Source organism: Kitasatospora phosalacinea, from assembly GCF_000716545.1.
GTDB lineage: Bacteria > Actinomycetota > Actinomycetes > Streptomycetales > Streptomycetaceae > Kitasatospora > Kitasatospora phosalacinea.
This window is the reverse complement of record NZ_JNWZ01000038.1, coordinates 75,973-97,857: the sequence shown is the minus strand read 5'-3', so window position 1 is coordinate 97,857 and position 21,885 is coordinate 75,973. Positions and strand designations below refer to the sequence as shown.

The window sequence follows — 21,885 nt, the reverse complement described above, 5'->3', positions numbered from 1 at the left end:
GCACCGCGCCGGAACCGTCACCGGCGGCGGCGCCGACACCGCCCCGGCGCCCCGGGCGTGCGGCTACCCGCAGCAGCCCCCGCCGCAGCAGCCGCCGCCCCCGCCACCGCCGGCGGGGGACGGCGCGGAGGCCTTCGCGCCGGTGACGGCGACGGTGGAGAGCAGCTTGACGGTGTCGGGGTGGCCCTCGGGGCAGGTGGCCGGGTCGTTCGCCCGGGCCATCGGCCGGTTGAGTTCGAAGGTGGTGCCGCAGGAGCGGCAGCGGAAGTCGTAGCGAGGCATACCGAGCAGGGTACCGAGAGCCGGTTCAGTGGCCGCGGATCATCGAGACCACTTCGGCCGCCGTCTCCCGGACGGCGGCCAGCTCGGTCAGGAAGCGCCAGTAGTCGGGGTGCCGGCCGGACTCCTCCAGTGCGGCGACGGCCCGGTCCAGGCGGCCCACCGCGGCGTCCAGCGGCCCGGCGTGGCGCGGGTCGGGGGCCTGCCGGCCGGCCATCGCCAGGCGCTGGGCGTCGCGGATCGCGAACCTGGCCCGCTCGATCTCCCGGTTCGGGTCGTGCTGGACTTCGTCGAGCTGCCGCAGCCGGTCGTTGACCGCGGTGACCGAGCCGCCCGCGGTGTCCAGCAGGGCGCGCACGGTGCCGATCGCCGCCGTCGCGTCCGCCCAGCGCTGCTCGTCGCGGGCCCGGCCGGCCTCGGCCAGCCTGGTGCGGGCGGTGCGGACGGCGTCGGCGGTCTGCGCGGGCACCTGCTGGAGGTCCTGCCAGCAGGCCGTCGAGAAGCGGCGGCGCAGCTCGCTGAGCGCCGGGTCGACGGTGTGGGCCCGGTTCTCCAGCGCGTCGATGCGGGTGCGCAGCGAGGCCACCCGGCGGTCGATCTCCGCGGCCCGCTCCGGGAGTTGCACGGCCTCGACGCGAACTTCCTCGGCCCGCCGGGCGACGTCCTCGGCGCGCTGCAGGGTGGCGGGGACGCCGTGCTGGGAGACGCCCTGGTTCAGCCTGGTCAGCTCGGGCGCGAGCTCGGCCAGCCGGGCCGCCAGGTCGTCCGCGCGCAGGCCGGCGCCGCGCGCCTGCTCCAGGGCGGTGGTCGCGGCGAGCAGCGTCCGCTTGGCCCGTTCGACGGCGGGCGCGACCCGGATCAGCTGGGCCTCGGCGTGGTCGAGGACCGGCTGCAGGCGGCTGACGAAGGTGCCCAGTTCGGCGCGCTTGGCGTCCAGTTCGCGCTTGGCCTGGTCCAGCTGCTGCCTGGCCCGGGACACTGTCCCCGGGTCGGTCTCGGCGGACTCCAGGTCGACGGAGTCCAGCGCGCCCAGGTAGGCGACGGTGACCTGGTCGATCCTGGCGGTCAGGTCGGCGAACTCCTGCTCCACCCGGCGGGCGGTGGCGGGCTCGCCCGCGGACTTCACCGTCTCCACCGCGAGCAGCGCGTCCCGCTGGGCCGAGTCCAGTTCGTAGAACGACTCCTGGGCGGCCTCCCGGGCCGCCCTGGCGTCCGCGCGGACACCGTCCCGGCGGCCGCCGCCCCACCAGCCGCCCCGACCACCGCCACTGCTCACCGCGCGCTCCCTGCTCCGGATCCGTCCCGCCGCTCTCCCCGCCATTCTTGCCGATCACCCGCCCCGCCCGGCACCCCCCGTCCCCGTCCCCGTCGGGGGAGGGGGCGGCGAAGCACTCCCCGGACCAGGTAGTCTGTCCACTCGTCGTGTGACCGGCCGCGCCGGTCCACTTCGGCGAGGGCGCATAGCTCAGCGGTAGAGCGCCGCCCTTACAAGGCGGATGTCGGCGGTTCGAAACCGTCTGCGCCCACTTCGCACCCCGCAGTACAGCCGAAGGCCCAGGTCGGAGCAGCATCCCGGCCGGGGCCTGCTGCTTTTTCCGGGCCGTTGCGGAGCGGGGCGCCGACCCGGTTGCATGGGGGCATGGCAGACGCGGGGGCCGGACGGCCGGTGGTGTACCTGTTCGGGTCGGCGGCGGGCGCGGTGCTCGGGATCGACGGGGCGGTGCGGGCGGGACTGGCCCGGGGGTGGGACGTGGCGGTGGGGCTGACCCCGGCGGCGCGGGGGTGGCTGGAGGGGCGGGTGCCGGAGCTGGAGGGGCTGACCGGGCACCCGGTGAAGTCCGCGTACCGGTGGCCGGGGCAGCCGGACGTGCTGCCGCCGGCCGACGCGGTGCTGTTCGCCCCGGCGACCTTCAACTCGGTCAACAGCCTGGCCCTGGGGCTGACTTCGTCCTGGGTGGCGGGCTACGCGGCGGAGGCGGCGGGCAAGGGCGTCCCGGTGCTGGTGATGCCGTGCGTGAACACCGCCCTGGCCGCGCACCCGCAGTTCCCGCGCAGCGTGGCCGCCCTGCGCGAGGCGGGCGTGGAGGTCCTGCTCGGGGAGGGGGCCTTCGTCCCGAACGAGCCGGGCGCGGCCGGCCCGTACCCGTGGGAGGCGGCCCTGGACGCGGTCGCCCGGGCACTGGAGCCCGGCGGGCCGGGCGCCGGGTGAGCGGGGCTCACAGGAGCTTGCGCGGGGCCAGGGCGGGGGCGGGGTCGTCGGGGTGGCGGTGGGGGTGGAGGAGGGCGCCGGCGGCGCGGAGCCTGGCGGCGGTGCGGGTGGGGAGGACGAGGGTGTAGAGGTGGCCCTCGCCGCGGGGGCCCTCGACCAGCCAGGAGGTCCAGGGGAGTTGGAGGGTGGCGGCGGGGCTGAAGGCGACGGGGCGGTGGCCGGCCAGCGGGAGGTCCTGGAGGCCGAGGCGGCACCAGCTGGAGATGGTCAGGGTGCGGCGGGCGGGGTCGAAGCCGACCGGGACGCACTCGGCGGCGCGGTCGCGGCCGACCTGTTCGAGGAAGCGCAGGTTGCTCCGGACGCTGAGGTGCTTCTCGGTGAACTCCTCGACGGCGGTGCGCAGTTCGGCGGCGTACCGGGCGGGTGCGGTGCCGGGCCGGTAGGGCAGGCGGATCTCGCCGAGCAGGTTGCCGAGGGTGGTGTCGGGCAGGCCGAGGGGGCGGCGGAGGTTGACCGGCATGGTGAGCGTCTGCTCCTCCGCGTCGGCGCCGTCGACCTCGCGCAGCACGTGCAGCAGGTGGGCGCAGAGCGCGTCGTTGGCGGAGAGGCGGCGGCCGGCCTCGGCGCTGTACGCGGCGCGCAGGCGTTCGGTCTCGGCGGGGGAGAACCAGGCCTGGACGGTGCGGTTGGCGAGGGCGGCGGCGGCGACGGTGCGGCGCAGTTCGGCGCTCTCGGCGGGGTCGGGCAGCCGCAGCGCGGGCGTGCCGCAGTCCTCGGCGGGGAGGTGGGCGTCCAGGTGGGCGTCCCGGTCGGGGGCGCGGACGGGTTCGGGGAGGTCGGTGCCCCCGGTGCCGGCCGACCAGGCGCGCATCAGCAGGGCGAAGGTCTGCATGTCGCCGACGGCGTGGTGCCAGGAGACGCCGAGCGCGCAGGTGCCGTCGGTGAGCCGGTTGAGCCGGACGGTGAGCAGCGGCAGCGGTTCGCGGCGGGCCTCGGCGGCGCGGACGTGGTCGACCAGGCCGGCGGCGGGCAGCACCATCCGGTCGAACGCCTCGGTGAGGGTGTAGGGGGCGTCGGCGACGGTGAAGGGGACGCCGGAGTCGTCGGTGTCGATCCACAGGTCGCCGGCGCCGTCGGTGCGCAGGCGCCCGGCGAACTCGGGCAGCCGGCGCAGGGCGCGGGCGAGCCCGGCGGCGAGGGCGTCGGGGTCGAGCGGGCGGTCGTGGAAGAAGACCACGGAGACGGGCAGGTCGGCGAGCAGCAGGTCGCCGACGGAGCAGCGGACGGAGCCCGGGCCCGGGCGGCCGGCCCGGACGGTGCGGATCCCGGTGTCGGACGTCAGCGTGCCGGTCATCCCGGTCCCCTCCCTGAAGTGACGGGGGAACGATAGGGGCCCGCGGGCGGGGGACACCAGAGGTGTCCGAACGATCGGTTCCGGTTCGGGAGGGTATGTGGCGTTTCTCATACTCATGCCCGAAAAGGCGGAAACGGGGTGCGGTGCGGTTTTCGTCCCGGGCCGAGCGGCCGCTCGGGAGGTCGAAACGAAGGCAATCGGCCACAAAAGATCATGCAATCAACGGAAACTCACCCTATCATCAGGGTGAAGTGAAGGTGATCGACCGGCTTCCGCCTCGGCTCGCTGCGGAAACAGTGGGGGTTACGGTTCCGGCATGGTTCAGCTCCACAACCGCCCGGGCGGCAACGAAGCCCCCGGCGCCCAAGCCCCCGGGGGCGTCCGTTCCAAGGGCCTCGACAGCGGCTCGGTGGGCCTGCTCGGCAACGCGGTGATCGGCGTGTCCACCGTCGCCCCGGTGTACTGCCTGACCACCACCCTGGGCACCACGGTGGCCGCCGTCGGCCTGCGGATGCCGGCCCTCTTCCTGGCCGGCTTCCTGCCGATGATGCTGGTGGCCTTCGCCTACCGGGAGCTGAACAAGGCGATCCCCGACAGCGGCACCTCCTTCACCTGGACGGTCAAGGCGTTCGGCCCCAAGGTCGGCTGGATGTGCGGCTGGGGCCTGGTGATCGCGACGATCATCGTGCTGTCCAACCTGGCGGGCGTCGCCACCGAGTACCTGTACCTGCTGCTCGGCGAGATCACCCGCAGCGACTCGGTCGCGGCTCTCAACGACAACAGGCTGGTCCACGTCCTCACCTGCCTGGCGCTGATCGCGGTCGCCACGATGATCAGCTACCGCGGCATGACCGCGACCAAGGGCGTCCAGTACGCCCTGGTCGGGCTGCAGCTCGCGGTGCTCGGCCTGTTCGGCGTGATGGCGATCGTCAAGGCGTCGGGCCACGGCGCGGCCGGCTCGCTGCACTTCTCCTGGAGCTGGCTCGACCCGTTCCGGGCGACCTCCTTCACCTCCTTCGTGGCGGGCCTGTCGCTCTCGCTGTTCATGTACTGGGGCTGGGACGCCTGCCTGAGCGCCAACGAGGAGACCGGCGGCAGCGAGAAGACCCCCGGCCGGGCCGCGATGCTGGCGATGGCGGTGCTGGTCGGCTCCTACCTGTTCACCGCCGTCGCGGTGCAGATGTACGCGGGCATCGGCACCACCGGCACCGGCCTGGGCAACCCCGAGACCTCCTCCAACGTGCTGGCGGTGCTGGCCGGTCCGGTGATGGGCACCGGCCTGGGCGTCCTGCTGTTCGTCGCCGTGCTGGCCTCCGCCTCGGCGAGCCTGCAGACCACCTTCATCCCGGTCAGCCGCACCGTGCTGGCGATGAGCGTGTACGAGGCGCTGCCGGCCTCCTTCGCCGAGGTCAACGAGCGCCACAAGACCCCCGGCCGGGCGATCGTCACCGCCGGCGTCGGCACCGGCGCGTTCTACACCGTGATGACGCTGGTCAGTTCGCACGTACTGGCCGACACCATCGCCGCGCTGACGCTGATGATCTGCTTCTACTACTCGCTGACCGCGTTCGCCTGCGCCTGGTACTTCCGCCACGACCTGCGCCGCTCGGTCCGCGACGCGCTGCTCAAGTGCGTCTTCCCGCTGCTCGGCGGGCTCACCCTGGCCGCGATCTTCGGCAAGTCGCTGGTCGACATGGCCGACCCCTCCTACGGCAGCGGCAGTTCGGTGTTCGGCGTCGGCTCGGTCTTCGTGGTCGGGGCCGGGCTGCTGGCGCTGGGCCTGGTGGTGATGGCCGTGATGACGCGCCGCAGCCCGGCGTTCTTCCGCGGCGAGGTGCTCACCCGGGACACCCCCGCCCTGGTCATCCCCGACTGAGCCGGGGAGCGCGGAGGGCCCCGAACCACCGGGTGGTTCGGGGCCCTCCGGCGTCCTCGCGGGTCAGTACGCGACGGTGAAGCGCTCGCCCACGTGCTTCGGGTCCTCGACCTCGTCCAGCAGCGCCACCGCGTAGTCCTCGGTGGAGATCCGGCTCTCGCCGTCCGCGCCGATCAGCAGGTCCTCCAGGCCCTCGCGGTAGGTGCCGGTGCGCTCGCCGGGGGCGATGGTGCCGGCCGGGGAGAGGTTGGTCCAGCGCAGGTCGGTGACGGTGCGCAGGTAGTCCAGCGCGTCGCCGTGCGCGTGCATGATCTGCAGCAGGAACTCCGGCAGGCCCTCGGCGTCCCAGACCCGCTTGCCGTCCGGGGTGCGCAGCGAGCCCGCCCCGCCCACCGTGACCAGTCGCGGCGCGTCGGCGCCCAGCGTGCGCAGCCCGGCCACCAGCGACTCGAAGGACGGCCGGATCAGCGCCTGGTGGCCCGGCCCGTCGCCGCCGCCGACCGCGCTGACCACCACGTCCGCGCCCTTGGCGCTGTCGGCCACCGAGGCCGGGTTCAGCACGTCGCCGGCCACGACGGTCAGCGCCGGGTGCTCGACCGGCAGCTTCGCGGGGTCGCGGACCACGGCGGTCACCGTGTGGCCGCGGCGCAGCGCCTCGTCCAGCACGCGGGAGCCGATGGTGCCGGTGGCGCCGTACAGGGTGATGGTGCTCATCGTGACTGTCTCCTCTGGTAGGTCCGCCGCTTGGCGTTTTCCGTCGACAGCTCGACGGTACGGGCGGGCCGACCAGGTGGGCGAGGTGCCGGGCCGACAGCACCTGGTGAGAATCGGACAGCCGTCGGCGCGGGAGAGCGGCCCGGGCGGGCGACTCTGCAACGTTTTGTTGAAACCCACCTTGACGGCCCCGGCGCGGCCGCCTTAGCTTGCTTTCGCATTCCAAAACTATTCTTCCGCATCGCGGAAGAAGCGTCGACGGTAGGAGTAGCCGATGCCCCGCATGACAGCCGCCCGCGCGGCCGTGGAGATCCTCAAGCTCGAAGGCGTCGAGGTGGCGTTCGGCGTGCCCGGCGCCGCGATCAACCCCTTCTACGCCGCGCTCAAGGCCTCCGGCGGCATCCGGCACACCCTGGCCCGGCACGTCGAGGGCGCCTCGCACATGGCCGAGGGGTACACCCGGGCGAAGGCGGGCAACATCGGCGTCTGCGTCGGCACCTCGGGCCCGGCCGGCACCGACATGATCACCGGCCTGTACTCGGCGATCGCCGACTCGATCCCGATCCTGTGCATCACCGGCCAGGCGCCCGTCACCCGGCTGCACAAGGAGGACTTCCAGGCCGTCGACATCGCCTCGATCGCCAAGCCGGTCACCAAGGCCGCCACCACGGTGCTGGAGGCCGCGCAGGTGCCCGGGGTGTTCCAGCAGGCCTTCCACCTGATGCGCTCCGGCCGGCCCGGGCCGGTGCTGATCGACCTGCCGATCGACGTGCAGCTCGCCGAGATCGAGTTCGACCCCGAGGCGTACCAGCCGCTGCCGGTCTACAAGCCCGCCGCGAACCGGGTGCAGATCGAGAAGGCGATCGCCCTGCTCCAGGAGTCCGAGCGGCCGCTGATCGTGGCCGGCGGCGGCGTCATCAACGCGGACGCCGCCGGACTGCTGCTGGAGTTCGCCGAGCTGACCGGCGTCCCGGTCGTCCCGACGCTGATGGGCTGGGGCGTCGTCCCCGACGACCACGAGCTCAACGCGGGCATGGTCGGCCTGCAGACCTCGCACCGCTACGGCAACGAGAACTTCCTCGCCTCCGACTTCGTCCTCGGCATCGGCAACCGCTGGGCCAACCGCCACACCGGCGGCCTGGACGTCTACACCGCGGGCCGCACGTTCGTCCACATCGACGTCGAGCCCACCCAGATCGGCAGGATCTTCGCCCCCGACCTGGGCATCGCCTCCGACGCCAAGGCCGCGCTGGTGCTGCTGCTGGAGGTCGCCCGCGAACTGGCCGCCGCCGGGCGGCTGAAGGACCGCCGGGAGTGGGCCGCGAGCACCCAGGAGCGGCGGGCCGCGCTCCAGCGCCGGACCCACTTCGACGACGTGCCGCTCAAGCCGCAGCGCGTCTACGAGGAGATGAACCGCGCCTTCGGCCCCGAGACCCGCTACGTCACCACCATCGGCCTCTCGCAGATCGCCGGCGCCCAGCTGCTGCACGTCTACAAGCCCCGGCACTGGATCAACTGCGGCCAGGCCGGCCCGCTCGGCTGGACCATCCCGGCCGCGCTCGGCGTCGCCACCGCCGACCCCGAGGGGCAGGTGGTCGCGCTCTCCGGCGACTACGACTTCCAGTTCATGATCGAGGAACTGGCGGTCGGCGCGCAGCACCGCATCCCGTACGTCCACGTGCTGGTCAACAACGCCTACCTCGGGCTGATCCGGCAGGCGCAGCGCAACTTCGACATCGACTTCCAGGTCAGGCTGGAGTTCGAGAACCTCAACGCGCCCGAGCTGGGCGTCTACGGCGTCGACCACGTCCGGGTCGCCGAGGGGCTGGGCTGCAAGGCGATCCGGGTCACCCGCCCCGAGGAGCTGCTGCCCGCGTTCGAGCAGGCCAAGAAGCTGGCCGCCGAGTTCCGCGTCCCGGTGGTGGTCGAGGCGATCCTGGAGCGCGTCACCAACATCTCGATGGCCGCCGCGGACATCGACAAGGTCGTCGAGTGGGAGGAGACCGCCACCGAGCCGGGCCACGCCCCGACCGCGGTCCGGGCCCTGCGGGTCTGAGCGCCGGCCGGCCGGTGGCCCCGCGGGGGGAGCGGGTTGACGGTGCGTCGGGTGCGGCGGCGCCCTTGACACGATGTCATGGGCGCGCCAACTTAGGGGAACCCCAGTAGGACCCCAGTGGTACCCCCACACCCCGAGAGGCACCCTCATGAAGAAGCCGCTCACCGGCGCGCTCTGCGCGCTGGCCCTCGCCGGGGCCACCGCCCTGGCCACCGCCGCCCCCGCCTCCGCCGCCACCGTGACCTTCGCGGGGACGGTCGCGCTCAGCAACTGCTCCGGCTCGCTGGTGCGGATGCCGAACTCCGTGGACAGCGACCCCGGGCTGATCCTCACCAACGGCCACTGCCTGGAGAGCGGCATGCCCGCCGCCGGACAGGTCGTCACCAACCAGGCGTCCACGCGTGGTTTCACCCTGCTCAGCGCCTCCGGCGGCAGCCTCGGCACGGTGCGCGCCAACCGGGTCCTCTACTCGACGATGACCGACACCGACGTCACCCTCTACCGGCTGAGCACCAGCTACGCGACGATCAAGAGCCGCTACGGGATATCCCCGCTCACGATGTCCACCGCCCACCCGGTGGCCGGCAGCTCGATCAAGGTGGTCTCCGGGTACTGGAAGAAGACCTACTCCTGCAGCGTCGACGGCTTCGCCTACCGGCTCAAGGAGGGCGGCTGGACCTTCAAGGACTCGGTCCGCTACACCTCCGGCTGCGACGTCATCGGCGGCACCTCCGGCTCCCCGGTGGTCGACGCGGTCAGCGGGCAGGTCGTCGCGGTGAACAACACGATCAACGAGGACGGCCAGACCTGCACCCTGAACAACCCCTGCGAGGTCGACCAGAACGGCACCGTCACCATCCACCCGGGCATCGGCTACGCCCAGGAGACGTACACCATCCCGAACTGCTTCGCGCCGGGCAACGTGCTCGACCTGACCAGGGCGGGCTGCGTGCTGCCCCGCCCGTAGCGCGCCCCGGGCCCGGGGGCGGCGACCTCCCCGGGCCCCCGGCGCCGCCCGTCCGGCTCCCGGAACCCCACGGGATAAGCGCTGCTAGCGTGGCGGCCGTCGAGGTTCCGTTGTGGTGGAAGGGTCGCGCCGGCGATGGCCAAGTTCCTGCTGAGTCTGCACCTGCTGGTGGTGGCGCTGTGCATCGGCCCGGTCGCGGTGGCGGTGAGCATGTTCCCGCGCAGGGCGAAGGCCGCCCTCGCGGCGGGCCCGGAGCAGCCGGCCGCGCAGGCTTCGGTGCGGCTGCTGCACCGGATCAGCAACGTGTACGCGCTGATCGGCGTCGGCATCCCGGTGCTGGGCATCGGCACCGCCCAGGCGATGGGCGTGCTGGGCAACGCCTGGCTGGTCACCTCGATCGTGCTGACCGCCGTCGCCGCAGGCGTGCTGCTGCTGGTGGTGCTGCCCGGTCAGCAGGCGACCGTGGACGCGCTGGACGCCACCGAGGACAAGGACGCCGAAACGGCCCGCGCCACCGGCAAGTTGCGGACGCTGCCGATGACGGCGGGCGTGTTCAACCTGTTGTGGGCGGTCGTCCTGGTGCTGATGGTCATCCGGCCGGGGTCGACGAACGGGGCGTGACCCCGCGCACCTCGATCGAGGCGAGCAACTGGGCGGTGGCGGCCGCGACGGCGGCCACCGCCGCGTCGAACGCCTCCCGGTTGTGCGCGGCCGGCGCCCGGAACCCGGAGATCTTGCGGACGTACTGGAGCGCCGCCGCGTGCACGTCCTCGGGGGTGGCGTCGGGCGTCATCGGCGGGCGGAGCGTCTTGATGCTTCGGCACATGCCTCCAGTCTGCCGCGCCCCGCTGACACTCAGCCCGGGAGTTGGCGCAGCCGCGCCCCGGCCCGCTTGACCGCGCGGGCCACGATCGCGGTCTCCACCCGCCGCACGCCCAGCGGGCCCAGCACCTCGGTCTGGAACCGGTACAGCGCCGCGTGGTCGGGGCAGAACACGGCGGCCATCAGGTTGCTCGGCCCGCTGGTGGCCAGCACCCCGTGCACCTGCGGGTGCCGGGCCAGCGCCTCGCCGGTCGCCGCGAGGTCGCCGGGAGCCACGTCCAGCCAGAGGTTGGCGTCGACCGTGACGCCCAGCAGGCGCGGGTCCACGCTGACGTGGGTGCGCAGCAGCCCGCCCGCGCCGAGCCGGTGCAGCCGGCGCCGGACGGTCGACTCGGACACGTCCAGAGCGGCGGCCAGCGCCGCGTGCGAGCGGCGGGCGTCGGCGCCCAGCGCGTCCAGCAGCCGGTGGTCCAGCGGGTCCAGCGCGTCCAGGGCGGGCAGCGGGTCGGCCGGGGCGGCCGGCGGCGGGGCGAGCGCGGCCTCCTGATCGGCCGTCAGCGCGCCGCAGCGCCAGGCGGAGGCGTCCGCGAACAGGTGCAGCGCGGCGTGCGCGGTCGACTCCAGCACCGCGCCGGTGGCGGGCAGCCGCCCGTACAGCAGCCGGTCGCGGGCGGACGCGTCGCCCAGCACCACCGCCGACACCTCCTGCCCGCCGAGCATCACGTCGACGAACGGCACCTCCGGGTGCGCGGCCAGCGCCAGCGCGATCGCGTCCGTCCGCCCGCGCAGCACCCGCACCCGCAGCAGCAGCGCGCCGAGCGCGTCCGCCCGGGCGTCCGGCATCCGCACCACCCGGACGGCGCCCGTCCCCAGCAGCCGCCCCAGCCGCCTGGTCACCGTCCGCGCCGACACTCCCAGCACCTCGGCGATCCGCCCCGGCTCGGCCCGCCCGTCCACCTGCAGGGCGTGCACCAGCCGCCGGTCCAGCGCGTCCAGCACGGTGGCGGGATCCGTCGCCTCGGTGTCCATGGTGTCCGATCTCCGTCGCTCCGGGCTCCGGGACGTCCCGGAGCGCCGCCCCGACGGTACTCCTGGACCACCACCGGACGAAGGAGGACCCCGCCGTGCAGGAACTGCTGGACGCCGTCGAACGGGCCGTGCGCGAAGTCGGCCGCCACCTGGCCGGGCGGCAGGGCGCCGAGCCGCTCGCCGCCGCCACCCCCGCCGAGACGCGCGCCGCCTTCGACGCGCTCGACCGGCCCGCCGCCGGGCTGCTGCGCGAACGCCTCACCGCGCTGCGCCCGCGGGCCGGCTGGCTGGACGACGAGTGGGCGCGCGAGGTGCCCGGGGACGGCGAGTGGTGGCTGTGCGACGCCACCGACGGCGCCGTCCAGTACCTGAGCGCCCTCCCGCAGTGGGCCGTCACCGCGACGCTGCTGCGCGACGGCGCCCCCGTCCTGGCGGTGGTGCACGCCCCGCTCGCCGGGGCCACCTACACCGCGGCGGCCGGCGGCGGCGCCCGGCTGAACGGCCGCCGCCGCGCGCCCCGCCCGCGCACCCTGGCCACCGCCCTCGCCGCCACCTCCCAGCCGCCGGGCGTCGCCCGCGACCCGGACGCGCTGCGCGCCGCCGGCGCCTCGCTGGCCGCCGTCCTGCCGCACGTCCCCGCCGTGCGCAACCTCGGCCCCACCGCCCTGCAGGCCGCCCAGGTCGGCTCCGGCCACCTCACCCTGTTCTGGCAGTACGGCGCCGACCCCGCCAACCTGCTGCCCGGCGCGCTGCTCGCCGCCGAGGCCGGGGCCGTCGTCAGCGACGCGCAGGGCGCCCCCTGGACGCCCGCCGCGCCGTCCTTCCTCGCCGCCGCGCCCGGCGCGCACGCCGAACTCGTCGCCCTGCTGCGGCAGGTGTGACCGGCGCCTTCCGGGCCCCGCCGCCGGTGCGCCTAGTACTCCAGTGCGGTTTCGCGCTCAGGAGAGCCTCGCGACTGGTGAAGAAGCGGTGGAGCGCGGACGGGGCCATTCCTATGTCTCGGGCGACGGCGCGCAGGGCCAGCCCGTGGGGTGCCGTGCTGCGCGAGGTGCTGGTGCGCGACGGTTCGGACTTCTTTCAGGAAGTCATCGCGGGTGCGCTGGCGAATGTTGTGGGCGCTGGTCATGACGGGTCCTCCAAGTCGGTGAGCCCCGCCCGCAGGGCGGGCGGGGCTCGGTGCGCGTCGCTTGTAGGGGGGCGCGCGTTCGGTCGGGGGCTCCGGGCGGGGAGTCTGTGGCGGTTACGCCCGGCTCACGGGCTTGGCTCGGGTTGGCGGTTGCGGGTCAGTCGTGCGGTGAGGGTGCCGGTGAGGTATCCGGCGGCCAGAAGGGTGAGGGCGAGGGCCAGGGCAGGCTTGGCGAGCATGTCGGTGAGGGCGGCGGCTACCACTGCGGTGCAGGTGTGGAGGGAGGACCACAGGCGCGGGTGGTGGATCTCGGCCGCGAGTGTGGGGGTCAGGCCGTCGCTCTTGCGCCCGGTTTTGGCCATGGTGCGCAGGTCTTTGCCGGTTAGGGGTTCGCCGAGGAGGACGAGGGCGGTCCATCCGGCGAGTGCGGCGATGATCCAGCCGGGCCAGTGGCCGGTGTCGATGGCGAGCCAGAGTCCGGCGGCCAGGGTGATCAGGCGGGCCCAGGCGCCGAAAGCGGCCGACCGTTCGAGGGCGGTGACGCCTTCACGGGCGTGGGGAAGCGTGCTGGCGCGTCGCAGCCGCAGGACGCCGATCCAGTCGAGGGAGAGGCTGGCGAGCATCACGAGGGCGGCGAGGACGTGGATCGTGAGCAGCGCGCTGTCGAGCGGCATGGTGGACCTCTCCGGCAATGGGCGCCTCCGGAGCTGGTGAGGGCTCCGGAGGCTGGATAGGGGGTTACTTGGTGGCCTGGGCCTGGGCCTGGGCCTCGGCCTCGTGCTTGAGGTTGTTGACCCAGTTCTGGAGGGAGTTGTCCAGGGCTGCCTGCAGGTAGGCGGTGTTCGCCACGACCGGGGCGCCGGTCCACGACTCCTCGGTGCGCACGAGCACGCCGTCGGCGGTCGGGGTGAACGTCCACACGTGGATGGCGTCGATGCCCTGGGCGGGGCCGCCCCAGGCCAGGCACTTGTCGTGTTCGACCTTCTTGACGGTGGAGGTGATGTCCAGGCCCTCGGTGGCCCAGCGGAACACCGACCCGGACCGCAGAGCGCCGGGGGTGTCCTTCACCAGCGACGTGACATTGGGCTGCCAGGCAGGCCAGTTCTCGACGTCCGTCTGCACCTTCCAGACGGTCTTCAGCGGCGCGTGGATCACGGTGCTCTTGCGGGTGATCACCGGTGCGGACTCGTCGGGGTGGACGCCGCCGCAGGTCAGCGACTGGCTGGAGGAGACGGCCAGCTGGTCGTCGCTGAGGGCGTAGGCGGTGCCGGTGGCGAGGAGGAGGGCGCCGGTGGTGGCGGCGAAGAACTTGGTGGCGGTGAGGATGCGCATGGTCAGGTCCTTGTGTGGAGGCGGGTTGGTCGGGGGCTTGCCTGCGGCGGGGCGGGCCCGCCCCGCCGCAGGGGTGGGTCAGTTGTTGGGCTCGCTGTCGGGGATCCAGGAGCCGTGGATGCCGCCGGTGACGCGGCGCGGGAGGTGGACGGTGGCGATCGTGTCGAGGCCGGAGGCGTCCAGGACCAGGAGTTGGGAGGCGTCCTGCTTGAGGTCGGAGACGACGGTGAGCAGGTAGCCGTCGTCTTCGCGGGTGGCTCCGGTGGCGGGGACGAAGACGGCTTCGCTGGGCAGCCGGGCGTCGCCGACCTGGTGGATGCGGCGGGCGCCGGTGGTGCGGTCGTACTTGACGACGCCGTAGCCGCCGAAGCCTTCCTGGTCGGGGAAGGAGATGGCGTACTGGTAGCGGTGCTCGGCTCCGAGGAAGTCGTCGTTGAGGGTCGGGAATTCGACGGCGAGGTCGTCGATGATCTGCTCGTCGACGCTGCCGGTGTTGAGGTCGATGATCCAGCGGCGGGTGTAGGAGCGGGTGTTGGGTTCGGTTCCGCGGCCGGGGGCGCCGACCCACCAGTTCCAGGAGAGCTGGAAGCCTTCCCGGTCGACGGTGGGGCCCTCCAGGACGATCCGGCCCTGGCCGTCCTCGTAGGCGTTGGCGGCGTGCAGCATGTTGCCCGGCTCGATGGAGAACCAGCGGATCTTCCCGGCGCCCTGCGCTCCGCGCGGCATGACGCCGATCCGGGCAGGCTGGGCGTCCTGCCAGGAGTAGGGGATGCCGGAGTGCTCGGTGGGGTCGAAGGTGACGGTGCCCTCGACGAAGATCACGTGGTGGCGGGTGATGGCGAAGTCGTGCTTGAGGGAAGCGGTCGCTCCGGGGATTTCGGCGCTGTGGGTGATCTGCCCCTTGGCGTCGGCGACGTAGTAGATCAGATAGGGCGGGAACGGGGAGGAGCCGAAGAAGTGCAGCTCGCCGGTGACCGGGTCGGTCTTCGGGTGCGCGGTCATCGCGCTGCGCAGCTTGCCGTCGAAGTCGTAGGGGCCGACGGTCTCCAGTTCGGGGGTGAGCTCGAAGGGGAAGTTGGCCTCGCACAGGGCCAGCAGGCGGCCGGCGTGCTCGATGACGTGGGTGCCGGCGGTGCTGGCGGTCAGGTCGGGGCCGCGCTCGGTCATGTAGGGGGCGCCGTCGAGGGCGGGGGTGTGGACCCAGCGGTTGCGGTACCACTCGGCGCGGCCCTCGCGCAGGCGGACGCCGTGGACCATGCCGGAGCCCTTGAACCAGTGGGTGGGGGTGACGCCGGCCTTCGGGTTGTGGCTGTTGCGGATCAGTCGGCCGGTCAGCTCCGGCGGCAGGGTGCCCTCGACGGTCAGCTCGGTGGCGGTCAGTTCGTCGACGGCGGGCGTGTAGTGGCCGGTCAGGTACGGCTTGGCGGTGGTCATGGCAGGAACCTCGATTCGATGGGGCGGGATGGGAGGGGGATTCAGGCGTGCTGTTCGGCGCGGGTCTTGAGGCTGGCGAGCCAGGTGGTCAGGGACTCCTTGAGGGCCTGGCCGAGCTGGTCGGCGGCGGCCTCGACAGGGGCCCCGGCCCAGGACTCCTCGGTGTGGACGGTGACGTGGCTGCCGGTCTGCTCGAAGGTCCACACGTGGATGCCGTCGATGCCGTTGGCGGGGCCGCCCCACACCAGGCGCTCGCCGGGGACGATCTCGCGGATGGTGGAGGTGATGTCCAGTCCGTGGGTCTTCCAGTGGAAGGAGTTGCCAGGCAGCAGCGGGCCGTCGAGCTTGGCCTGGTCGACGTCGGCGTTCCATTCGGCCCAGGTGTCGATGTCGGTGTGCAGGGCCCAGATGCGTTCCAGGGGGGCGTCGATGACGGTGGACAGGCGGACGATGACGGGGGCGGTCTCGTCGATGGTGAACATGGCGGTGGTTCCTCTTTCGATTGACGGGGTGTCAGGTTCGGTGAGTTGAAGGGGTTCGGCTGGTCAGTGGCGGTTGGTTGCGGGCTGCGGGAGGCGTCGGCCGGTCGCCGGGGTCGTGGTGTGCCGGCAGGAGAGCAGGAGTGCGAGCACGGCGGTGGCGGCCAGGACCGCGGAGCTGATGGCGAAGGCGGTGCGGTAGCCGGCGGTCAGTGCTTCCAGGTGCGGTTGGTGGGTGGCCGCGTGGGTGGTGACGGTGCCGGCGAGAGTGGCCAGGACGGCCAGACCGATGGCGCCGCCGACCTGGCGGGTGGTGTTGACCAGGCCGCCGGCCAGACCTGCGTCTTGGGCGGGGACGCCCTCGACGGACAGGGCGGTCAGCTGGACGAAGGCGATGCTCAGGCCGAGGCCGATCAGCAGGCTGGGGCCTAGGACGTCGACGGCGTAGCTGCCGTCTGCGCTGAGCCGGGATAGCCACAGCAGTCCGGCTGCCTCGGTCAGCAGCGCGCCGGTGATCGTGGCGGTGGCGCCGATGCGGCGGGAGATCCGTGGTGCGAGGGTGGAGCCGAGCATGTTGGCGAAGGCGAGGGGGAGTTGGCCGAGCCCTGTGGTCAGCGGGCTGTCGCCGAGGACCTGTTGCTGGTAGAGCGGCAGGAAGAAGAACAGGGCGATCCACACCGATCCCAGCAGCGCCATCAGCGCGTTGCCGGTGGCGACCCGACCTGTTTGCAACAGGCGGGGCGGCAGCAGCGGGTGCGGGTGGCGGCGTTCGACCAGGACGAACGCGGTCAGCAGTGCGGCGGCGATGGCGAAGCTCCCCAGGACGGACGGATCACTCCACCCGGTGCGGCGCGCGGTCGTCAGACCCCACACCAGCGCGGTGAGGGCGAGGGTCACGGTGGCGGTACCGAGGACGTCGAAGCGTCCGCTCACCTGGGCGGGCGCCCGTGGCACGCTGGCGACCGTGGCGGCCAGGACGAGGGCGGCGCCGATCGCGACCGTGTAGAAGATCCACGGCCAGCCCCATGCCTGGGTGAGCACGCCGCCGAGGAGGACCCCGGCCGCACCTCCCGCACCGGACACCGCACCCCACACGCCGAGCGCCTTCCCGCGACCGGGGCCCGGAGGGAACACGTCCATCACCAGGGCCAGTGCCGCGGGGGCGATCGCCGCCGCTCCCAGGCCCTGCGCCGCCCGCGCTGCGATCAGCGCTGCGGACGAGGAGACGAGCCCCGCAGCCAGCGACGAGGCGGCGAAGATCCCCAGGCCCGCCAGCAGGAGCCGCCGTCGGCCCAGCAGGTCCGCCGCCCGGCCGCCGGCCAGCAGCAGGGCTCCGAAAGCCAGGCCGTAGGCGTTGACCACCCAGGTGGTGGCGCTGTCCGACAGGCCCACGCCCGACCGGATCTGCGGCAGCGCCACGTTCACGATCGAGGTGGCCAGCATGACGGTGAACTGCGCCCCGGCCAGCGCCGCGAGAGCGGCTCCAGGGCTGCGGGTGGTGCCGGTGGACTTCACGAGAACACTCCCTGTGTGGTTAACCACTCACATTTGTTGGCCAAGGAAGGCGGGGCCGCGGGCCCCGCCGATGACCTGGTCGCGCCGTCGCGCTCGGCTCAGTAGTGCCTGATGCCGGCCGAAAGCGTCCTGGTCCAGGGGGCGTCCACCTCTTCGGCCCCCATGGAGACGATGAGATGGCACAGCATGCCCAGGGCGAAGAACTCCTGGATCTGCTGCTCGGTGCCGCCGGAGGCGCCGCGCACGTACTCCACCAGCCGGGCGTAGCCCTGCCGCACGGCCTCGCGCACAGCCGGCTCGGACACCGCCGCCGCCTGGGCGTGGAGCTGGATCAGCATCAGGTCGTTGTCGCTGATCAGGCGGGCGTACGCCTCTCCCATGGCCCCGAGGACCACCTCCGAGGAGCTGCCCTTGGCGTCGGCGGCCGCCCGCTCCAGGGCGGCCCGCACCTGCACGAAGCAGTGCTCGACCACCGCGGTGAAGAGCAGTTCCTTACTCGGGAACAGGCGGTACACATAGGCCTGCGAGATACCCGCCGCCTTGGCCACCTCGGTCGTGGTGGTGCCCCAGTAACCGCGGGCGGCAAAGGCCCCGATGGCGGTGCGCAGCACCGTCTCGCGGCGCTCCTCGGCGGTGGACAGCTGGCGGGATCGTTCGCTCTTCATGTGAGTACTCAACCACTCACACTTTGGGGAGTCAACCCGGACCTGTAGGGTCCGCGGCCGGTGAGGCTCACGGTCGGGCGGTGCCCGCCCTGGGTCGCCGGGGCGGGATCGTCGTGGCTTGCAGCCGGTGGGGTTCATGGCTCATAGCCTGGCCCCATCGGCTGTCCACTTCCCAGCCCCGGCGCTGTCCGTTGCTGTCCACGCCTGTCCACTCGGCCGACGCCGGAGGCTCAGTCCGTGCCGTACAGCTCCTTCTCCCACAGGGACGCGCACAGCAGGTCGAGACCTTGCCGCAGGTGGCGCCGGAACGTCCCGTAGGGAAGGCCCAAGCGCCTCGCCGCAGCCTCCTGCGTCGGCGCGCCCGAGAAGAACGCGGTCGCCAGGGCCTCCTTGGCCCGCACACCGCGCGGGTCGGCGGCGAGCGCCTCAACTGCCTGTCGCAGCAGGTCTTTCAGGTCCTGCACCGGGTCGTCGCAGTCGGCCACCAGGCGGGTGCGCAGCAGGGCGCAGGCGGCGAACGCGCCGGGGTCGCGCCACAGCTGCAGCGCCTCGCGGACGGCCTGGTCGAAAGCCGGGCGCGGCGTACCCGACGGCCCGGACAGAGCCGGCATCTCGGTGGCGTCGATCAGGTGCCGGAGCCACCGCTCCACCGGGACCTTGCGCCAGTCGATCGTGAACAGCCCGTACTCACGGCCGCCGACGTCGCAGCGGACCCCGGAGTCGGCCAGGACTCCCTGCAGCCGCTCCGCCCACGCCGGGTGGTCGCGGTAGACGAGGAACCCGTGCGCGCGTCCGCGCGCCCGCATGGCTTCCGCCTGGACCCTGGAGTTGCTCAAGTCGATGACGCGGGAAGGTACTTGATAGCGCCCGGGATATATCGAGAACCGGGTCATGGCGATGTGCTCGCCCGGCCTCACCGGCGCGGTCTCCTGGCTGTACCGCCACGCCGCCGCCACGACCGGATCGGTGTCGGTGTCGGTGATGTCCGGCGGGGCCGGCAGAACCAGGCGCGTGGTGAACGCGACGATGCGCCCGCTGGAGATCAGCCGGAAGACGCTGAAGCCCTGCGGTTGCCGCGTCAGCCAGTAACGCACCAACTCGGCCGATTCCGGCCCCTCAGCCTGCTCGGCCATGGACAGCACCAGGTCGTGGTCCTCGATTTCGAGCACATCCTCGTACAGGTCTTCCTCGGTGCTGACCCACACCCTCGTCCGCTGCAACTTCTGGACGTCCCGGAACAGGTAGAACAGATCGTCGGTGACCGCCCGCACCCGCTCCGGCCGTGCCTCGCGCAGCAAACGCAAGTACTCCTCCGCCAGACGCTGCCGCATCGCCTGGAACGCAGTGGGCGCCCGCCATCGCAGGTCGGCCATCAACGTCTCCCGCGCAGCGTCGTGCGGATACAGCCCCAAGGGCGTCGATTCGACGAACGGCAGCTCACGCAACCACTGGAACAACCCCGACGCGTCCTGCTCGGCGAGTACCGCCGTGAGCAACTCCTCGGTCGTCGCGTGAGCCTGCGCTGCCACCTCAAGTGCTCGACGATGTGCCGCCGAGGGGACCTCCCCGACCAGTCCGGCCACCAACGTGCGTAGCACTTCGGCAGACGGGGACCACTCACTGCCCACCCGCCCGGCGGAGTCGGCTGCGGCCGCCAGGGTCAACGCCAAGGGATTGCCCCCGGCAAAACGCAGCACCGCGTCCCGCCGCTCCGGCCGCACCGATGCCGCCTCCAGCAACGCCTCGGCCTCGCCACCGCTGAGCGGCCGCAGCTCCCGGACCTGCAGCAGACCTGCCCACGCCGGATCGGCGGTCCACTGCGGCAGCGGAGCGAGCCGCCCGGCCAACACCACCAGTGCCCCTGGAGCGGCCCGCGGCAGGAACCGCTGCCACAGACGGCTCTCCAGCCACTGACAGTGCTCGAACGAGTCGATGAACAGCACTGTTCCGGGGACGCTCACGAACGCGTCCGCCGCATCCTCGAAGTCCGCCGGGTCGCGTCCCAGGAACCGGCCGTCCAACTCGACCAGAACCCGTCCCTCGGCCCGCGCCCGATCCCCAAGACGCCGCAGCAAAGCCGACTTCCCGATCCCGCCCGGCCCGACCAGCCAGAACACGAACGGGGCGTCGACGTCCCCGCGCAGGGCTTTGCCGAAGCAGTCCAGCTCGATCTCACGACCCACGAAAGCACGTGCCCGGGCAGTGCTGAGCCTGGCACCCAGCGAGTGCATCCGGCCTCCCCTGTCCTCGAAGAATCCGCGACGGACCCACTGACGTCAGTAACCGCCCGCCACATCATCGCCGCAGGCCAGAGAGCAAATTATCCCCCGCGACTATGGCGACCATGACATACTGATCATTTCAGAATGAGGCGTCGGACGGTCCTTCGCCGTCGAGCTGCTGGAGAACCTGCGCGAAGTCGCCGTCGTCGAGGAGGCCGGCCAGCACCTGGGTGATACTGTCGATTCCGGGATCTCGGACGATGAGGCCATCGGAGCACCAGAAGTAGCGGCCGCCCAGTGCCTCGCCGGTGCGGGACCACCGCTCCATGATGCGTTCTACCTCGGCAAGCGTGAATACGGTCGCGCTCCAGCGTGAGCCGTCCGCTGTGAGCCGGACCTCGACATCGACGTTGCAGACGCTGTCCAGAGCTTCGCCCGCGTTGGGTAGGAACGACGCCTCGAACTGATCCGTTCGGACGCGGTACCAGGGTCCGTCCCATCCCTGCTCTGCGTCTTCGGTCCCAGTGTTGGTCATTCGGGGAGTATGTCGAGCGGACTCGAAGGGCTCAACCGGGTTCTCTGGCATGCTTCCGCATCGTGACCGCGAACCTTGTCCCCAACGAGCTGTGGGATCGGATAGCCCCACTGCTGCCGGCACAGCCCGCGCGACGGCACCGCCATCCCGGGCGGCTCCCAGTGCCCGACCGGGTCGCGCTGGCCGGCATCGTCTACGTCCTACGCAAGGGCGTCGCCTGGCGCGACGTACCAAGTCAGGTCGTCGGTTGCTCCGGGGTGACGGCCTGGCGCAGGCTGCGGAACTGGACCGAGGCGGGCGTCTGGCCCCGCCTGCATGCCGCACTGCTGACCGAACTGCGCCGAGCCGACCTGCTGGACCTGGACGACTGCGCCGTGGACGGCTCGCACATCCGGGCCCTCAAAGGGGGGATCACGTCGGCCCCTCGCCAGTCGACCGCGCCAGGCCTGGCTCCAAGCACCACCTGATTGTCGACCGCCACGGCACCCCGCTGGCCGTCAAGCTCACCGGCGGTAACCGACACGACGTCACCCAGCTTCTACCGCTGCTGGACGCAGTCCCGCCGATCCGAGGCTTGCGAGGGCGCCCCCGCCGCAAACCCCGACGCCTGTATGCCGACCGGGGCTACGACTTCGACAAGTACCGGCGTCAGCTGTGGAAGCTTGGCATCAAGCCCATGATCGCCCGACGCGGAGTCGCTCACGGCTCCGGCCTTGGCAAAGTTCGCTGGGTCGTGGAGCGTGCGTTTGCCTGGCTGCATCAGTTCAAGCGCCTGCGCATCCGCTACGAGCGCCGGGCGGACCTTCACCAGGGACTGCTCGAACTTGCGTGCTCGATCATCTGCCTGCGGCGGCTCTCGCGATCATTCTGAAACGATCAGATACAGCGGTGGGCGCTCATGGAACCATCTCGGTGGAGACGAACCACGCACCGACCCGGATCGCCACCGTACAAGCCACGGCAAACGCTTAGTACTCCACTGCCGTTTCGCGATCTTGTCGGTTCCATGGCCTACCGTGCCTGCCCATAGGTACGACGTGCACATCACGTGCCGCGAGAACTGGTGGGACGAGCAGGGGCGGGACATCAGCACGCACGAGTGGTAGGCAGCGGTCGCTGCATCCCGACCTGGTGATGGTTATTCCTGGCGGTGGCTGGCCCGGAGGGGGGCGATGGATCGCCGAGTTGGTGGTGAGTCCGGAGGGGCTCTGTACCGGTGGGATGGGCGGATCACGACCAAGCATCCGAGCGACGTGTTGCTCGCCAAGATG

The 21,885-nt window shown here is 72.4% G+C and carries 21 protein-coding genes and 1 tRNA gene; 8 read left to right on the top strand and 14 right to left on the bottom strand.

Annotated elements, in window-relative coordinates; genetic code table 11:
• Positions 1 to 63: 63 nt before the first annotated feature.
• Together OO48_RS20330 and OO48_RS20325 are read right to left on the bottom strand one after the other, a co-directional pair.
• Positions 64 to 282 carry an FmdB family zinc ribbon protein gene (locus OO48_RS20330; protein ID WP_033218282.1) on the bottom strand — a complete coding sequence of 73 codons (219 nt, stop codon included), beginning with the start codon at positions 280 to 282 and terminating at the stop codon, positions 64 to 66.
• A gap of 25 nt (positions 283 to 307) precedes the next feature.
• A complete protein-coding gene (locus tag OO48_RS20325) occupies positions 308 to 1,555 on the bottom strand; it encodes a coiled-coil domain-containing protein (RefSeq protein ID WP_245194725.1) in 1,248 nt (415 codons plus the stop codon).
• A 178-nt stretch (positions 1,556 to 1,733) separates the two neighbouring features.
• Here OO48_RS20325 and OO48_RS20320 point away from each other — a divergent pair.
• Together OO48_RS20320 and OO48_RS20315 are read left to right on the top strand one after the other, a co-directional pair.
• A tRNA-Val gene (locus OO48_RS20320) sits at positions 1,734 to 1,805 on the top strand.
• Positions 1,806 to 1,918: 113 nt separating this feature from the next.
• On the top strand, positions 1,919 to 2,488 hold the full coding sequence (locus OO48_RS20315) for a flavoprotein (protein WP_033218281.1): 570 nt from the start codon (positions 1,919 to 1,921) through the stop codon (positions 2,486 to 2,488).
• Between the two features lie 7 nt (positions 2,489 to 2,495).
• Here the strand turns inward: OO48_RS20315 and OO48_RS20310 are convergent, their stop codons facing one another.
• Positions 2,496 to 3,842: an acyltransferase gene (locus OO48_RS20310; protein ID WP_033218279.1), complete on the bottom strand. Its 1,347-nt coding sequence runs from the start codon at positions 3,840 to 3,842 to the stop codon at positions 2,496 to 2,498.
• A gap of 316 nt (positions 3,843 to 4,158) precedes the next feature.
• On the opposite strand from OO48_RS20310, the gene OO48_RS20305 reads away from it, so the two are divergent.
• Positions 4,159 to 5,718: an APC family permease gene (locus tag OO48_RS20305; RefSeq protein WP_033218276.1), complete on the top strand. Its 1,560-nt coding sequence runs from the start codon at positions 4,159 to 4,161 to the stop codon at positions 5,716 to 5,718.
• Between the two features lie 63 nt (positions 5,719 to 5,781).
• Here OO48_RS20305 and OO48_RS20300 read toward each other — a convergent pair whose 3' ends face one another.
• The gene (locus OO48_RS20300; protein ID WP_033218273.1) at positions 5,782 to 6,432 is read right to left on the bottom strand and encodes an NAD(P)-dependent oxidoreductase; all 651 of its coding nucleotides are present in this window, start codon (positions 6,430 to 6,432) and stop codon (positions 5,782 to 5,784) included.
• Between the two features lie 274 nt (positions 6,433 to 6,706).
• On the opposite strand from OO48_RS20300, the gene gcl reads away from it, so the two are divergent.
• The 3 genes from gcl to OO48_RS20285 all read left to right on the top strand — a co-directional run bounded on the left by gcl (position 6,707) and on the right by OO48_RS20285 (position 10,076).
• Positions 6,707 to 8,488, top strand: a complete 1,782-nt coding sequence (gene gcl, locus OO48_RS20295; protein ID WP_033218271.1) for a glyoxylate carboligase — start codon at positions 6,707 to 6,709, stop codon at positions 8,486 to 8,488.
• 148 nt (positions 8,489 to 8,636) lie between these two features.
• A complete protein-coding gene (locus OO48_RS20290; protein WP_033218269.1) occupies positions 8,637 to 9,455 on the top strand; it encodes a S1 family peptidase in 819 nt (272 codons plus the stop codon).
• Positions 9,456 to 9,590: 135 nt separating this feature from the next.
• Positions 9,591 to 10,076 carry a membrane protein gene (locus tag OO48_RS20285; RefSeq protein ID WP_033218267.1) on the top strand — a complete coding sequence of 162 codons (486 nt, stop codon included), beginning with the start codon at positions 9,591 to 9,593 and terminating at the stop codon, positions 10,074 to 10,076.
• On the opposite strand, the gene OO48_RS20280 is transcribed toward OO48_RS20285, so the two are convergent.
• The gene (locus OO48_RS20280; protein ID WP_033218265.1) at positions 10,045 to 10,281 is read right to left on the bottom strand and encodes a DUF2277 domain-containing protein; all 237 of its coding nucleotides are present in this window, start codon (positions 10,279 to 10,281) and stop codon (positions 10,045 to 10,047) included. The genes OO48_RS20285 and OO48_RS20280 overlap by 32 nt on opposite strands.
• Before the next feature lie 29 nt (positions 10,282 to 10,310).
• The gene (locus OO48_RS20275; RefSeq protein ID WP_033218263.1) at positions 10,311 to 11,306 is read right to left on the bottom strand and encodes an Lrp/AsnC family transcriptional regulator; all 996 of its coding nucleotides are present in this window, start codon (positions 11,304 to 11,306) and stop codon (positions 10,311 to 10,313) included.
• A gap of 95 nt (positions 11,307 to 11,401) precedes the next feature.
• On the opposite strand from OO48_RS20275, the gene OO48_RS20270 reads away from it, so the two are divergent.
• Positions 11,402 to 12,187: an inositol monophosphatase family protein gene (locus tag OO48_RS20270; RefSeq protein WP_033218261.1), complete on the top strand. Its 786-nt coding sequence runs from the start codon at positions 11,402 to 11,404 to the stop codon at positions 12,185 to 12,187.
• A 370-nt stretch (positions 12,188 to 12,557) separates the two neighbouring features.
• On the opposite strand, the gene OO48_RS20265 is transcribed toward OO48_RS20270, so the two are convergent.
• The 8 genes from OO48_RS20265 to OO48_RS20230 form a co-directional block, all read right to left on the bottom strand.
• Complete coding sequence (locus OO48_RS20265) at positions 12,558 to 13,106, bottom strand: hypothetical protein (RefSeq protein WP_033218256.1); 549 nt, start codon at positions 13,104 to 13,106, stop codon at positions 12,558 to 12,560.
• A 64-nt stretch (positions 13,107 to 13,170) separates the two neighbouring features.
• Positions 13,171 to 13,764 carry an SRPBCC family protein gene (locus OO48_RS20260; RefSeq protein ID WP_051732352.1) on the bottom strand — a complete coding sequence of 198 codons (594 nt, stop codon included), beginning with the start codon at positions 13,762 to 13,764 and terminating at the stop codon, positions 13,171 to 13,173.
• 78 nt (positions 13,765 to 13,842) lie between these two features.
• Positions 13,843 to 15,198 (bottom strand): carotenoid oxygenase family protein, encoded by a 1,356-nt coding sequence (locus OO48_RS20255; RefSeq protein ID WP_033218255.1) that lies wholly within the window; start codon positions 15,196 to 15,198, stop codon positions 13,843 to 13,845.
• A gap of 41 nt (positions 15,199 to 15,239) precedes the next feature.
• A complete protein-coding gene (locus tag OO48_RS20250) occupies positions 15,240 to 15,680 on the bottom strand; it encodes an SRPBCC family protein (protein ID WP_033218254.1) in 441 nt (146 codons plus the stop codon).
• Positions 15,681 to 15,743: 63 nt separating this feature from the next.
• Positions 15,744 to 17,192 carry an MFS transporter gene (locus OO48_RS20245; RefSeq protein WP_051732351.1) on the bottom strand — a complete coding sequence of 483 codons (1,449 nt, stop codon included), beginning with the start codon at positions 17,190 to 17,192 and terminating at the stop codon, positions 15,744 to 15,746.
• 98 nt (positions 17,193 to 17,290) lie between these two features.
• Complete coding sequence (locus tag OO48_RS20240; RefSeq protein ID WP_033218252.1) at positions 17,291 to 17,857, bottom strand: TetR/AcrR family transcriptional regulator; 567 nt, start codon at positions 17,855 to 17,857, stop codon at positions 17,291 to 17,293.
• Positions 17,858 to 18,087: 230 nt separating this feature from the next.
• Positions 18,088 to 20,040 carry an ATP-binding protein gene (locus tag OO48_RS20235; protein ID WP_209439517.1) on the bottom strand — a complete coding sequence of 651 codons (1,953 nt, stop codon included), beginning with the start codon at positions 20,038 to 20,040 and terminating at the stop codon, positions 18,088 to 18,090.
• Between the two features lie 178 nt (positions 20,041 to 20,218).
• Entirely contained in the window at positions 20,219 to 20,614 is a 396-nt protein-coding gene (locus OO48_RS20230; RefSeq protein WP_033218250.1) for a hypothetical protein, read from the bottom strand.
• 62 nt (positions 20,615 to 20,676) lie between these two features.
• On the opposite strand from OO48_RS20230, the gene OO48_RS36435 reads away from it, so the two are divergent.
• Positions 20,677 to 21,485 (top strand): IS5 family transposase gene (locus tag OO48_RS36435; RefSeq protein ID WP_106970366.1). Its coding sequence is split into 2 segments (ribosomal slippage): positions 20,677 to 21,016 and positions 21,016 to 21,485, totalling 810 coding nucleotides; the frame shifts between segments, so codons are not numbered across the junction.
• Positions 21,486 to 21,885 lie beyond the last annotated feature (400 nt).

What these genes read in the sequence shown, in the direction of transcription:
- OO48_RS20330 (WP_033218282.1), bottom strand. Translation starts at nt 282, where the DNA reads ATGCCTCGCTACGACTTCCGCTGCCGCTCCTGCGGCACCACCTTCGAA.
- OO48_RS20315 (WP_033218281.1), top strand. Translation starts at nt 1,919, where the DNA reads ATGGCAGACGCGGGGGCCGGACGGCCGGTGGTGTACCTGTTCGGGTCG.
- OO48_RS20310 (WP_033218279.1), bottom strand. Translation starts at nt 3,842, where the DNA reads ATGACCGGCACGCTGACGTCCGACACCGGGATCCGCACCGTCCGGGCC.
- OO48_RS20305 (WP_033218276.1), top strand. Translation starts at nt 4,159, where the DNA reads ATGGTTCAGCTCCACAACCGCCCGGGCGGCAACGAAGCCCCCGGCGCC.
- OO48_RS20300 (WP_033218273.1), bottom strand. Translation starts at nt 6,432, where the DNA reads ATGAGCACCATCACCCTGTACGGCGCCACCGGCACCATCGGCTCCCGC.
- gcl (WP_033218271.1), top strand. Translation starts at nt 6,707, where the DNA reads ATGCCCCGCATGACAGCCGCCCGCGCGGCCGTGGAGATCCTCAAGCTC.
- OO48_RS20290 (WP_033218269.1), top strand. Translation starts at nt 8,637, where the DNA reads ATGAAGAAGCCGCTCACCGGCGCGCTCTGCGCGCTGGCCCTCGCCGGG.
- OO48_RS20285 (WP_033218267.1), top strand. Translation starts at nt 9,591, where the DNA reads ATGGCCAAGTTCCTGCTGAGTCTGCACCTGCTGGTGGTGGCGCTGTGC.
- OO48_RS20280 (WP_033218265.1), bottom strand. Translation starts at nt 10,281, where the DNA reads ATGTGCCGAAGCATCAAGACGCTCCGCCCGCCGATGACGCCCGACGCC.
- OO48_RS20275 (WP_033218263.1), bottom strand. Translation starts at nt 11,306, where the DNA reads ATGGACACCGAGGCGACGGATCCCGCCACCGTGCTGGACGCGCTGGAC.
- OO48_RS20265 (WP_033218256.1), bottom strand. Translation starts at nt 13,106, where the DNA reads ATGCCGCTCGACAGCGCGCTGCTCACGATCCACGTCCTCGCCGCCCTC.
- OO48_RS20260 (WP_051732352.1), bottom strand. Translation starts at nt 13,764, where the DNA reads ATGCGCATCCTCACCGCCACCAAGTTCTTCGCCGCCACCACCGGCGCC.
- OO48_RS20255 (WP_033218255.1), bottom strand. Translation starts at nt 15,198, where the DNA reads ATGACCACCGCCAAGCCGTACCTGACCGGCCACTACACGCCCGCCGTC.
- OO48_RS20250 (WP_033218254.1), bottom strand. Translation starts at nt 15,680, where the DNA reads ATGTTCACCATCGACGAGACCGCCCCCGTCATCGTCCGCCTGTCCACC.
- OO48_RS20240 (WP_033218252.1), bottom strand. Translation starts at nt 17,857, where the DNA reads ATGAAGAGCGAACGATCCCGCCAGCTGTCCACCGCCGAGGAGCGCCGC.
- OO48_RS20230 (WP_033218250.1), bottom strand. Translation starts at nt 20,614, where the DNA reads ATGACCAACACTGGGACCGAAGACGCAGAGCAGGGATGGGACGGACCC.